Below are 12,327 nucleotides of genomic sequence, written 5' to 3' on the forward strand. Positions count from 1 at the left end.
CGGCCGCCGAGGCCCGCCGCGCTCCCTCGGTTACGGCACGGTGATGGCGACCTTGCCGGCGAAACGGCTCGCGGCGTGGTCGCGGATCGCGTCGGCCGCGTCGGCGAGGGCATACGTCGCTCCGACGGCGGGCACGAGTCGACCCTCATCGATGTAGTCGGTCAGTTCTTCCAGTTCCGCGGTGCGCACGAAGGCGGTCACGCCGCACAGGCGCTGACTCAGGAACGGGGAGATCAGCGGCGCCGCCATCTGCCGCTGGAAACCGCCCATGATGCGGCCTTCGGCGTGGCCGCCGCCGACCAGCACGATGGTCCCGCGGGGTTTCGCGGCCCGGCGCAGCAGGGACAGGGGCCGGCTGCCCGCCAGGTCGAGGATGACGTCGTAGCGTGCGCCGTCCCGGTCGATCTCGTCGCGGGCGTAGTCGATGACCTCGTCGGCGCCCCACGCGCGGACCGTCTCGACCTTCGAGGTGCTGCACACTCCGGTGACGCTCGCCCCGCACGCCTTGGCGAGCTGGACCGCGAACGATCCGACGCCGCCGCCCGCGCCGGTGATCAGCACCCGCTGCCCGGGCCGCACGTGTGCGGCGCGCACGCTCCGCAGCGCGGTGACGCCGGAGACGGGCGTCACCGCCGCCTGGGCGAAGGAGACGCCCGCCGGCTTGGCCGCCAGCTGTGTCTGCCTCGCGCTCGCGAACTCGGCGAACGAGCCGGACCCGCTCGCGCCGTAGACCTCGTCGCCGGGCCGGAACCGGGTGACCCGGGCGCCGACCGCCGACACCACGCCGGCGACGTCCACACCCAGGACGGGCGCCTTGGGCCGTCTGAGCCCGGAGGCGAGACGCACCGCGTACGGCCGGCCGGTCATGAAGATCCAGACACCGGGGTCGACCGCCGCGGCGCGGACCTCGACGAGCACCTCCTCGTCCCCGATCGACGGCCGGTCGACGGTGCCGAGTCGCAGCGCCTCGGCCGGGCCGTACGCGCTTCGAGCGATGGCTCTCAAGGCTTCTCCTCAGCAGGGTCGGGGTACTGGAACACGTCGTCGAGGGGGACGCCGAACACGCGGGCGATGCGGAAGGCCGTCTCCAGGGACGGCGAGTAGCGGCCCTGCTCGATGGCGATGAGGGTTTGCCGGGTCACGCCGACGCGGTCGGCGAGGTCGGCCTGAGTCATCTCGCCGGACGCGAACCGCAGCGCCCGGATGCTGTTGGTGACTCGCGTCGGCTTCACCATTCGGGCAGGCTCCGGCGGTAGACGACGACCTTCGTCACGCCGGTCAGGATCGCCGCGAGGACGAAGCACAGGTAGATCAGGTTGGCGATCCAGAAGTGGTCCCAGTCGGCCATCGCCATGAGCATCGCCCCGACCGCGCCGGCCACCACGAACGACTGGCCGACGTGGTCACCGAGCCGGCCGATCTCCCGGTCGCGGTCGTCGGTCAGCCGGGAGGCGCGCGGGGTGCCGGCCGCCATCCCGACCTCTGCCAGGATCGAGGCGACGATCGCCGCGCCGACCGTCCACAGCAGAGCCGCCGCGTAGGGCACGGTGGCCAGCGGACGCTCGTCCGCCCTGCTCAGAATGAGGGTCAGGTAGGCGGCGTAGCCGAGTGCGGCGACCACCAGCCTGATCCAGGACCGCTTCTCCCAGTGCGTCACGACAGCCTCTCCGACTCGATGTACAAAATCTTTGACATAGCCAAGGTAGCGAATTATTGACTTGGTGTCTAAAAATTTTTACATCGAAGATTGTCGGCGGCACATCACCGGGTGCGACGATCACCCGGCCAGCACGGCGAGCGCAGTCGCCAGGACGACCAGCATCGCCGGGATGACGACGACGTGCCCGGCGAAGAGTGTGGTGGCGTAACCCGGCACGTCGGCACCGAAGTCGTCCACGTCCATCTCGAAGAGCCGACGGCCCCCGGCGCCGTCGGAGGCCTCCTGCCCGACGGTCGCGTAGAGGCGCCGGAAGAGCCGCTCCCGACGCAGGTAGTAGGCGTCCAGACCCCAGAAGATGACGGCCGGCGGGATGGCGAGCAGCGCATAGGCGTGGAGGTCGCCGCGCTGGGCGCCGACGATCGCGAAGATGATCGACACCAGCGTGACGGACCAGCCGCGGATGACGAAGGAGTTCTGCGACAGCCGGCCGATGACGGCCTGGATGTCGGTGAGATACCGCAGCCGCAGATCCTCGTTCGTCGCCATCGAACCCTCTCGTCTAGCCACCGGCCTTGCGCAGTCGCGCGGCCAGTTCCTCGATCTGGTTGTCCAGGTCCGCCTCGCGGTCGGCACGAGCCCCCCGCCGGAGATCCTCGAGCGCGGCCATCTCGGTGCGCACCCGGTGCTCGTCACGGCGCATCGCGACGTCGGCCCGGCCGGCGTCATGCCGTTCGTGCAACGTGGTGGTCTTCTCGTGCAGCCGGTTGCTGATGTCCAGTTGCCGCCCGATCAGCGCGTCGTACGTGGACGGCCGGCTCATCAGCTTGGTCAGCACCGGCAGGCAGTCGATCGTGACCAGGAGCAGCCGCAGCAGCCACGAGCCGATCAGCACGAACAGACTCTGCGAGGTCAGCACGCCGAGCGCCTTGTCCTCGTCGAGGATGCCGATCTGCTCCTGGGTGTCCCGCTTCTCCCGCACCTTCTGCAGGATCTCGGTGTTCAGAGCCTGTGCGTACGCCGTGCTGATCGTCCCGTCCCGCGCGGTCAGCACGTCGATACGGCGGTTGACCTTGATCAGATCGGCCTGGTGCGCGTCCAGTCCGCTGGAGGCGCGGTAGCGGTCGGCCTCCCGGCGGTCGCGGCGGCAGTTCGGCCCCTCACCCCGCCGATTCGACAGCCCGGGACCGGGGTCGCCGTTGCACTCGGCGCGGGCCAGGTCCTCACGCTTGGTCAGCTCTGTGTTGATCTTCCCGATCAGGGTCTGCAATTTGGCGCGTTCGGTGTCGGCGAGCGCAAGCTCGTTGCGTACGCCGGCCGGGCTGTCGGCGACATTGAGCTGGAAGTCTCCGCAACCCTCCGGGATCACCGCGCCCAGAGCGACCGGGTTGCATTGTTTCAATCTGCTCTCGTAGTCGTCGATCTCGCTCTTGCGCTGCGCGTTGATCTCGGTGTGAATGGCCGGGCCGAACACCTTGAGCAAGAGCGGCTCGGCGATCACCGCGCCCATCAGGACGGAGATGAACAGGCGCGGCAGGAAGATCCGCAACCGCGCCATGCCCAGTACGCCGTGGGTGCTGGCCACCAGCCAGCCGTCGAAGCTCAGGATCAGATAGCCCCAGATCAGCGCCACCGGCGCGATCAGCCACACCGGCATGTCGACGCTGCCGAGCAGCACGCTCATCGACAGCGCCGCCATCAGCGCGGTGTTGAGGACGATCGCGCCGAGCCGTGCGTAGCGGTGCCGCTCCTGCGGGACCCAGTCGAGCACGCGCTCGTCGACTCCGGCGATCCGCCGTAGCTGCCGGCCCAGTCCGTGCTGTGCCCCGGCCGGCAGCAGCGGATCCCTGCGGTCGTCGCCGCCGGGGCTCGCGCCGCTGTGGGGCCGGGTGATGACGGACTCAGACATCTTCCTCACGCAGCCCCTGATCATCGTCGTGAGCGTCGTCATCGTCGCCCTCGGTCGCCACTGACGCCCGGGTGGTCAGCGACGGTTTCTCCGCGCTGTCGACCTCGGGCACGGGCACGTTCATGAACTCGGCGAGCATCCGCTCGCTCTGCATGTCGGAGTTGTTGAACTGCCCGTTCGCCGCCAGGATCTTCAGCAGCGAGTACTGCTGTTCCCGGCTCTCCTGGTCGGCGAGCCGGTCCGCCTGCTCCCTCCTGATCCGGTCATCGCGGTCGCGCTGCTCCTGCAGCAACCGGTCGGCACGGTCGTCGCGGGCCTTCTCGACCCGCTCGGTGCGGTTCTGTTCGGCCTGCCTCATCCGCTCGGTGTGCTCGCGCTCCTTGCGCCGCTCCTCCCGGCCACGCGCGGCCTGGTCGTCCGCGCGCTTGTCCGCTTCGATGCGCAGCACGTGCTCCCGCTCGAACTGGGCCTGCTCGATCTGCGCAAGCCGGTCCTGGTCGTCGAGCTGGCGCAGCTTGTCGGAGAGCTCGGGCGCCTCGATCCGCCCGGCCGCGAAGGCCGCGATGAGCGCCCGCCGCGGATCCTGCCCGATCATTTCCATGTCCTGCGCGAACTCGCTGCGCGCGAACGCCGACCGGTTTCCGGCCAGGATCTGCTGGTGCGCCGCGGACGCCGCTTCCTGGTCGCGGTCGTGCTGATGCTGGAGGCCGTCGATCTCCCGGGCGTGATGCCGCGTCAGGGAGTCGAGGTCGTGCCCGTGCACGGTGTCGGCGAACTCCTCCCGCCGGCTGGTGTTCCGCTTACGGGTATGGACCGACTCGTCGTGGTCCAGCTGGGTGTTCGCCAGGTCGTGGTCGTTGAACTGACGGCCGGTCGCGAGCCGGTGCTGGTGCTTGAGCTCCAGTTCGGCCAGCTTCACCTCGTAGTCGCGGTCCCGGTGGGTGGTCGCGAACTTCGCCACCACGTCCGGATTGGACATCTCCACGCTGGCGACGGTCACCTCCATCCCCGAGACCGTCGGCGGACGAATCGTCAGGTACGCCTTGACCTGCGCGCTCACCACCGGGCGCACCTTGTTGACCTCGGACAACGGGAATCCGAGGCCCAGCTCGAAGATCTTGTTGTGCGCCTTGAGGTGGCTCCACAACGCCTGCTGCGCGTCGACTCCGTCGCGCACCACGGCGATCGGGTCGATCACCGTGCAGGTGAACGTCACGAACACCTCGAACGCCGCCGCGTCCTGCGACGGGATCTCCAGTCGCACCACCACGGGCGCGTTGCGCCGCATGTCGACCATGCTGACGTGCGTCGCCTGCACCACGCGTTCGTCCGAGCCGCCGTACCGGTCGCTGTCCTGGATGTAGTTGCCGGCGACCCGGTAGACCAGCACATGGTGCGCGTCCGGTTTCAGCATGTCGGCGCTGCCCCGCTCGGCCTTGCTGAACCAGCGGCGCTTCTCGGCCTTCTCCAGGCGCCGCCGAACGGTTATCGGGTATGTGACGGTGCTCATGCTGCTCCTTCAGGCAGAACGCGGGAGACGGCGTCGATACAGGCCAGCAGCACATCGGCGGAAAGATCACGCCGCCCGCGGTTGAGTTGCTGATTGACATGGTTGAAGTCGCGTTTGAAGAGGTCACGCTCATGCCACGGCAGCGCGTTCGCCAGCGCCTCGCCGATCGACCGGGCGTCCTCGCGAGGGGTTTCGCTCAGGTCACGCAGGGCGCGGAGGCTGGCCCGCAGCGCCTTGATCGCCTCCCGCCGGAGCGGGCGGAAGCAGAGCAGAGCGGCCCACAGGCGGGCGATCATGTCCAGGCGGTCCGGCTGCTCCTTGCGATGGCGGACCAGGTACCTGATCACCGCGGGCTGCCCGGTCTCGAAGCTTCGGACACTGAGCACGCCCAGGGTCGCCGACATCACCAGCTCCTGGAAGCGGAGTTGCTCCTCGGCCCGCATGCGGCTCGTCCCCTCCTTCAGGCCGAACTTGCGCATCTTGGGCGCCAGCAGCGCGGGCACGGCCTTGGCGTCGTTCTCCGGGTCGTCGGTGAGGTCGGCGAACAGCTGCGCCATGGCCCGGCACGCGGTGGCCTGGAGGTCGGGATTGCGGGCCACCAGATGCCGCCACAGCTGGTTGACCGCCTCCACCGGGAACGCCCCACCGAGGTTGCCGCTGAACGCGATGACCGCGCTCCAGCGCTGGTCGAGGCCACGCTCGGGGGCGGCCCAGCCGGCCGCGATCTGCAACGCCACCGGGGCCAGCTCGCCCAGGCACATGTACCAGAGCGTGTAGATCGCGGTGAACTGCCCGTTCAACCCGATCGCGCCCCGCGACCACGGCTGCAGGTAGGACTCGTTGACCTCCTCGAACGCCGAACAGGCGAGCGCGGCCAGCCCGTTCGCCACCGGAAGGCTGTCGGCGTCGAACACCATCTCGTCCAGCCACTCGGACACGCCGTCCCAGAACGCGTTGTCCTGCGTGCGCCACAGCTCGGCCAGCACGCAACGGCAGTACTCGTCGTCCTTGAAGACCACGATGCTCGCCGTGCCGACCGCGGCCTGCACCGACTTCACATCGATCAGGTTCACCCGGCGGCCCCGCGTGGCGAGCGGCCGGTCGGCCGGCTTGGCCAGCATCTTCTTGTACTTGCCGGGGAGCCTTTTGGTCATCGACGCCACGAGCCGTTCCACGGCGTTGTCGAAGCTCCGGACGTCCACTCGCTGGGTGAAGCAGAGCGCGGCGACCTCCAGGATCTGCCGATCGTCCGGCTCCTCGGCGAACCAGGCGCGCACCTCGTGGACAGCGTTGTCCCGCAGCGAGGCGAGCGCATCGGCCGGGTCCCGGCCGTCCGCGATCTGCCCGGCGACGCGCGCGAGCCCGGCGAGGCTGACCTCGCCCGGCAGGTCACCGGCGAACTCGCCGACCGTGCGCCGCGCCTCCTCCGCACTGACGTCCCGACCCGTGAGCTGGGCGGCCAGCACTTCGTCGGCCGACGGACGGGCCCACTCGACGCGCGACACCCCGCGCACCCCCGATCCGGTGGTGACCACCAGGTACGCGCCGGCCTCGTGCACCTGATCGCGCACGCTGCTCCAGCTGACCTCGGCGACCGCGTCGTTGCGCTCGCCGAAGCGGTCGACGATGAGGTAGCCGCAGCCCTCGTCGTAGTCGCGTTCGGCCAGATGGCGAAGCGACAGATTGGGCGCGAGCAGGACCAGGGGCGCGGCGCCGACCTCGTCCAGCAGCGCGATGGCTCCGGCCCGGCGGCCCGTTCCCGGCTTGCCCTCGATCACGAGCACGTGCTCGCTACGCAGCCGCGCCGCCGCGCCGCCGAAACAACCAGGGCGGGCGTATCGGGTGACAATCTTGGCGACGTCCTGGGGCAGCAGCTTTCCGGTGACCTTGCCGACCGCCTGGTGCGCGGTTCCCTGGTTGCCGCCGGAATTGCCGAAATTGCTGCCGCGCGCGTCGACGTACGCCCCGGCAAATTTGATGTTCGCCAGATGCGACGCCTGTTCGCTCCGTTTGTCGTCGGCGCGGCGCTTGACTTTCCGCCGGGCGCGAAGCGACTCGTCCGGGTCCTTTTCGTTACCCTCGGCCGCGACGTCATCGCGTTTGTCGTCCGCCGGCCGCGGTTCATTGGTTTCCGATTCCGGACCGGCCGGTGCCGGCTCGGCCCTCTCCTCGGTATCTGACATCGGTGGTCCCCCGATTCAGGCCGTGACCGTCAGTTGTACTGATTTCCGAAAGTACTGTGTCGCGCGTCCGTGTGGCCGTAGAAATTGTTGGCGACACCGCCGGCGGCCGGCGCGGAGCCGGACGCCTCCCGCCCCTCCGGCCCCTCCTCGACGAGCTCGACAAGGCGGTCGATCAACGGCTCGACGTCATGTTCCAACGCGCGGAGCCGGATCTGCAGGTACTGCCGGCTCGCCAGCGACGCCAGTTCCGCGGGCAGGTCGGCCACATCCAGCTCGACGTCGCCCACCAACAGCGGGATCACCGGGATGCCGCGGTCGAGAGCACGGGCGATCTCCCGGCGCACCCAGTCCGCCGGGTCGTCCACGCGGCGGTGGCCGTGCTCGTCCGCGGCCAGCCACTTCGGCCCGATCACCGCGATCAGCACGCGGCACCGCTCCAGCGCCTTCTCGATGAGCGGCGGGAAATGCTCGCCGAGCGGGATCGCCGTGTTGTCCAGGAACACCCGGCGAGCGCCGAACCGCTCGCTGAGCACATGTTTCAGGTAGACCGCCGTAACCGCCTGATCCGCCGTTCGATAACTGACGAAGAAATCCGTCACGCGTCTCTCCTCAATGCGGCTTTGAACTACGCGACATCACGATGGAAAGCGCGAAATCATGCTCACCTTGCGGCCAATATCAGCCGTCGACAGAATTCCACGGCGCCGCGTCACGCGGCAAGACGTTTCCCGTCCCCCGTTCGGGAAGATCAAATGATCGCGACCCTGACCTGCCGATCTGCACGATCGGCTGATCCACATTGTGACGAACGGGACCGCCGGGCTACGCCGACCGCACGACTCATCAGCTCCGGCGGGATTAGTGAATATTTCTCTTGATCACCGCAATTAAATGATCTTGATTAGGCACGGGTCTCGACCGGCCGCCAGCTTGTATTCTTGGCGGTCATCAGTTAACAGGCCAGTCTCCACCTCATTCTCGAAGGAACGTCATGGCCCTGTCGTTCGGCGCAGAGCTGCGGGCGCGCAGGCTGGCCGCGGGTGTCTCGCTGACTCGATTCGCGCGGGCGGTCAACTACAGCAAGAGCCACATCAGCAAGATCGAGAACGGTATGAAGGTGCCCGGCACCCTGCTCGCTCGCATCTGCGACGCCGCGCTCGACGCAGACGGCAAGCTGGCGGCGCTCGCCCCCGCCGTGCGGCCCAGCGCGGCCGAGGCGTCCGCCACCGAGGCGGGCCACGAGAGCCCGTGGGTGCTTGAGCTCGATCCGAGCGGTCGTGGCAGATTCGGCGCCGCCACGACTGTCGCGGAGTGGCCGTCCATGCCGGGCACGCCACGGGACGCCGGCCATCTCGTCGACGCCTTCCGTGTCCAGTTCGACAACCTCCGCCGGATGACCCAGTTCATGCCACCGGCCGCGATGATCCCGATCCTCATCACCGGGACACGGGCCGTGCGCCTGACCGCCTTGCCGGCGCCGGAACCGGCCAGGTCTCGCCTGCTCCTGCTCGCCGGGCGGTACGCGGAACTCACCGGCTGGATGGCCCAGGAGTCCGGTGACGACGCGAGCGCGCTCTGGTGGACCGGCTTGGCGGTGCGATTCGCCGCGGAGGGCGGCGACCACCACATCGCGGCCTACGCCGACGTCCGCCGGGCCGACATAGCGATGTACCAGCGGAACGGGGCGAAGACGATCAGCCTCGCCCAGCGCGTGCAGGACACGAAATGCAGCAGTCGCGTCCTCGGCCTCGCCGCGCAGCGGGAGGCGCAGGGTCATGCGCTCCAGGGCGACTACGACGCCTGCCGGCACGCGCTCGATCGCGCGGCGACCTGGCTGAACCAGCCCGATGACACAGCGGCCGAGCCGGTGCTGGGCACGTCCACCGTCCACGACCCGATCGCCATGGCGGCCGACTGGTGCCTCTACGATCTGGGCCGCCCCGAGCAGGCCGGCCAGCGCCTGATCGGCCAGCTGAACCAGACTCCGATGTGGGCCTCGCGCACCCGCGCCCGCCTCGGCGCACGCTACGCCCTCGGCCTCCTCGCCGCCGGCCGGGTCGAGGAGGGTTGCGCCGCACTCGAGACCGCCCTCGACGACAGCGTCGGCCTAGGGTCCGCCACGATCCGGACCGACCTGCTCGAAGCGGGCCGGCACCTCAACCGGCGCCCGGCCGATCTCATGGTCCGGGCCGTCATGCCGCGGCTGATCGAGGCGCTCGGCGCGGGAGTGTGAGGGCCGCCGATCCGGCAGCGGTCATACCGCCCTCCGACGGGATCGCCCGCTGTCCACGTTCCCGGGTCCGCCGCCGCTGGAAGGGAACGCCGAATGATGGCGCCTGGGTCTGGGGACCACTCCCCGGCAGCCCACCGTGGGCCGGACGATGCACCATGCGAACCGCTCCATCCACATCGTCGGCAACCCGCTGGACGCGCGTTTGACCAGATCGCCTGGCAGGCGCACCGCCGATATGGGCCGGCTCGCCCTGTCGAGACGGGTCCCGTACCGATAGATCACACTCGGCGTACGACGAGTCCCGGCTTGACCTCTGCCGCGGCACCCAGGTGTGTGATGTCGTCCGGATCGCTGGTGAAGACGATCGCGCCGTGTGCCAGCGCAAGCGTGACCACCGTGGCGTCGACGACGTCACGGGTGCCGGCCTTACCGCACAGCACCCCCGCCGCTTTCGCCGTCTCCACGCCGACCGGGACGACCTCACAGCCGTGCAGGAATTTGCCGATGGCACCTACCCTTGCGACCTGCCGCGGATGGACGCCGATCGCCGACATGCATGGACTTCTATGTGGCGCGGCCATCCTGACGCCTCCGTACCGTCGACGCCGAACCGCACGACCGGCTGCCAGTTGCGACGGTGGGAGCGGGCGACCCGAGGACGAGTCTGAGCGAGCGAGCCGATGACCGCCATCGAAAGGACCGGCCGCGAAACACGAACCGCTTCTGGCCGACTCTGCTTCGCAGAAGGCGGTCTGCTTCACATAGAGCGCTCTTGAGCACACGTGGATGATGCTGGAGAAAATCGACGGCCGCGAGGTGCAGTCCACGTTGGGCCTGGAACGGGCGATCGCCGCGCTTGCCGGCATCAGCAAAGGCGATGCCACCCCGTTCCCGGACCCTGACTGACCGGTCCAGGATGCGCGTCACCGGCCCCCCTGGGGCGACCACCGCGACGCGGGGTCTGGGGTCGCTCCCAGGTCGGTATCGTGGGGCGGACGGGACTCGAACCCGTGACCGATCGAGTCAAGGCGGTGCGGTTGGATCAAGTCTCGTACGAGGCCAAACGGCTCGTAGCGATTCTTCCTGGGCGGGTGCGGTTGGATCGGTTGCTGTACTTCACTGCTGTACAGCAACCCTCATCGAGACTGAGCCCAGCGTCTCGGCTGTGGCTCATGACCCCTCACTTGTAAGTTTTGGGCGACTCATCCGAGTTCGTCCGTACAAGGCTGTGACCTCAGAAAGCCGTCCGCCGCAAGATCACGCCGATGGAGATCATCTGCGCCGGTTGCTGTCGGCGTTGCTGTCAAAGCGCACTCCTCGGCGGGTGTCTAGATCATTCTGAACCCGCTAGACAGCGCTGGCGTAAGCCCTCGTGACAGCCGCTTACGGGGCGGCGTCACAGTGACTGGTATTGATACGGTGAGCGGACTCGCAGGGGGCAGGAGGCAGGATGGGTCCAGCAGAAGCAAAGCTGAACCTACAACGGCTGGTCGGTAAGTTCTCCCTCTTCTTCGCGTTGATCTACGTGCAGATCCTGATTGCTGCCGTGGTGGTGGCGTTCCGAGACGGCTTGCAACCACTGGCGGTGTGGCTACTCCTGCTCGTTCCAATGGCCGCGTTCGTGCCGGCCGCAGTGGATGCCGTCAAGCTTCACCGAACCAGGGAACCGGAGAGATTGCGCCATCTGTGGCGTCGCTGCGGACTGCTAGGCGTTAGCGGTATGGCACTGCTCATGGTCGCCGCATTGGTGATCGGAGTGATTGACCGGTGACATTAAGGGTAGACCCAGACGAGATCCGAATCTTCGCATCCAGTCTCGCGAGACTTAGCGAGGATGCGGAAATCGCGAAAGGATATGCCGAGCAGATCGGCTCATTCGACGTCCTGGAGACTGGCGCTATTGGCCTTGTCATGGGCAAGCACCGCGCATTCATGGCGGATTTCAGTGCGACTATGCAGAAGCTCGCCACACTTTTTGACTCGTCCGCTGTAAACATGCAGGCGACGGCTAATCAGTACCAGCGGACCGACGAAAAGAGTGCTGCTGAGATCGACGCCTCCTATCCTGCCTCACCTCGACCCATTGCGGACGTTTATTAGCTTGAGGGAGACCTATGGTGCAGGACCCGAACGCCTTCCTTACGCCTCCCACTGAGCCCGATGAGAGCTGGACGAATGGCTTCATCGACCCGGCTTTCCTGTTCAACTACGTGTCGCCGACCTCATGGATTAACGAGCTTATCAACTCAGTGACGGGCAAAGATGTACTCGGCACCATCACGGAATCGATTGCTGGCGACTGGTCGAAGATCTGGGCATTCGGCGATGCGATGACGAATGTCGGCAGGTGGTCGGAGCAGGTGGCGGTAAATGTTCAACAGGAAATCCTTAAGCTGGATTCCTCGTGGGACGGAAACGCGAATGATGCAGCCTATAACTACTTCACGAACTTGGCTGTCGAGATTAGCGACCTCCGTTTCGCGCTAACAGAAATTGGCGAGTCCTACAGAACGGCAGCCAAGGGCGCCTGGGGACTTGCGACTCAAATGGGCAACATGCTGCAAGCACTCTGCGATATGGCGATTGCATTTTGCCTAGTTGTGGCTGGCAGCGCGCTAACCACTAGCGTTGGCGTTGGGTTCGCCGGCTACGGGGTGGCCGGCTTGATGGCCGCTGAGATGATGGCTATCGCAAGCAAGTTGTTCCTTATTGCGTCCACCGCGTCTATGGCAGTTTTTGGCACGTTCGGCGCCGCGATGGACGCCGCCTACCAAGGCGGAGACCTTTCTTCGGTGAAGCTTCCGACCAGCCCATACCCTGTCCTGGGGACCTGAC

At 67.5% G+C, this 12,327-nt stretch carries 13 protein-coding genes; 4 read left to right on the plus strand and 9 right to left on the minus strand.

Annotation, left to right across the window (positions count from 1 at the left end; all coding sequences use genetic code 11):
* Positions 1 to 30: 30 nt before the first annotated feature.
* The 8 genes from QLQ12_RS06060 to QLQ12_RS06095 all read right to left on the minus strand — a co-directional run bounded on the left by QLQ12_RS06060 (position 31) and on the right by QLQ12_RS06095 (position 7,858).
* The gene (locus QLQ12_RS06060) at positions 31 to 1,005 is read right to left on the minus strand and encodes an NAD(P)-dependent alcohol dehydrogenase (protein ID WP_282757683.1); all 975 of its coding nucleotides are present in this window, start codon (positions 1,003 to 1,005) and stop codon (positions 31 to 33) included.
* On the minus strand, positions 1,002 to 1,235 hold the full coding sequence (locus tag QLQ12_RS06065) for a helix-turn-helix transcriptional regulator (protein WP_282757684.1): 234 nt from the start codon (positions 1,233 to 1,235) through the stop codon (positions 1,002 to 1,004). The genes QLQ12_RS06060 and QLQ12_RS06065 overlap by 4 nt, the downstream gene beginning before the upstream one ends.
* The gene (locus tag QLQ12_RS06070) at positions 1,229 to 1,657 is read right to left on the minus strand and encodes a hypothetical protein (RefSeq protein WP_282757686.1); all 429 of its coding nucleotides are present in this window, start codon (positions 1,655 to 1,657) and stop codon (positions 1,229 to 1,231) included. The genes QLQ12_RS06065 and QLQ12_RS06070 overlap by 7 nt, the downstream gene beginning before the upstream one ends.
* Before the next feature lie 120 nt (positions 1,658 to 1,777).
* Positions 1,778 to 2,206 carry a hypothetical protein gene (locus QLQ12_RS06075; RefSeq protein WP_282757687.1) on the minus strand — a complete coding sequence of 143 codons (429 nt, stop codon included), beginning with the start codon at positions 2,204 to 2,206 and terminating at the stop codon, positions 1,778 to 1,780.
* 13 nt (positions 2,207 to 2,219) lie between these two features.
* A complete protein-coding gene (locus QLQ12_RS06080) occupies positions 2,220 to 3,566 on the minus strand; it encodes a DUF4407 domain-containing protein (RefSeq protein ID WP_282757688.1) in 1,347 nt (448 codons plus the stop codon).
* Positions 3,559 to 5,076 carry a coiled-coil domain-containing protein gene (locus QLQ12_RS06085; RefSeq protein WP_282757690.1) on the minus strand — a complete coding sequence of 506 codons (1,518 nt, stop codon included), beginning with the start codon at positions 5,074 to 5,076 and terminating at the stop codon, positions 3,559 to 3,561. Before QLQ12_RS06085 ends, QLQ12_RS06080 begins: the two co-directional genes overlap by 8 nt.
* On the minus strand, positions 5,073 to 7,259 hold the full coding sequence (locus tag QLQ12_RS06090; RefSeq protein ID WP_282757692.1) for a hypothetical protein: 2,187 nt from the start codon (positions 7,257 to 7,259) through the stop codon (positions 5,073 to 5,075). Before QLQ12_RS06090 ends, QLQ12_RS06085 begins: the two co-directional genes overlap by 4 nt.
* A 29-nt stretch (positions 7,260 to 7,288) precedes the next feature.
* Positions 7,289 to 7,858, minus strand: coding sequence for a toll/interleukin-1 receptor domain-containing protein (locus QLQ12_RS06095; RefSeq protein WP_282757694.1), 570 nt, complete (start codon positions 7,856 to 7,858; stop codon positions 7,289 to 7,291).
* A gap of 392 nt (positions 7,859 to 8,250) precedes the next feature.
* Between QLQ12_RS06095 and QLQ12_RS06100 the strand changes: the two genes are divergently transcribed.
* The gene (locus QLQ12_RS06100) at positions 8,251 to 9,492 is read left to right on the plus strand and encodes a helix-turn-helix domain-containing protein (RefSeq protein ID WP_282757695.1); all 1,242 of its coding nucleotides are present in this window, start codon (positions 8,251 to 8,253) and stop codon (positions 9,490 to 9,492) included.
* Positions 9,493 to 9,770: 278 nt separating this feature from the next.
* On the opposite strand, the gene QLQ12_RS06105 is transcribed toward QLQ12_RS06100, so the two are convergent.
* Complete coding sequence (locus tag QLQ12_RS06105; RefSeq protein WP_282757697.1) at positions 9,771 to 10,046, minus strand: PIN domain-containing protein; 276 nt, start codon at positions 10,044 to 10,046, stop codon at positions 9,771 to 9,773.
* An 896-nt stretch (positions 10,047 to 10,942) separates the two neighbouring features.
* Between QLQ12_RS06105 and QLQ12_RS06110 the strand changes: the two genes are divergently transcribed.
* The 3 genes from QLQ12_RS06110 to QLQ12_RS06120 are packed head-to-tail and all read left to right on the plus strand — an operon-like array spanning position 10,943 to position 12,326.
* Positions 10,943 to 11,263 carry a hypothetical protein gene (locus QLQ12_RS06110; protein ID WP_282757699.1) on the plus strand — a complete coding sequence of 107 codons (321 nt, stop codon included), beginning with the start codon at positions 10,943 to 10,945 and terminating at the stop codon, positions 11,261 to 11,263.
* A complete protein-coding gene (locus tag QLQ12_RS06115) occupies positions 11,260 to 11,592 on the plus strand; it encodes a type VII secretion target (protein WP_282757700.1) in 333 nt (110 codons plus the stop codon). Before QLQ12_RS06110 ends, QLQ12_RS06115 begins: the two co-directional genes overlap by 4 nt.
* A gap of 14 nt (positions 11,593 to 11,606) precedes the next feature.
* A complete protein-coding gene (locus QLQ12_RS06120; RefSeq protein ID WP_282757702.1) occupies positions 11,607 to 12,326 on the plus strand; it encodes a hypothetical protein in 720 nt (239 codons plus the stop codon).
* Position 12,327 lies beyond the last annotated feature (1 nt).

This window comes from Actinoplanes sandaracinus (assembly GCF_030009775.1).
Classification (GTDB): domain Bacteria; phylum Actinomycetota; class Actinomycetes; order Mycobacteriales; family Micromonosporaceae; genus Actinoplanes; species Actinoplanes sandaracinus.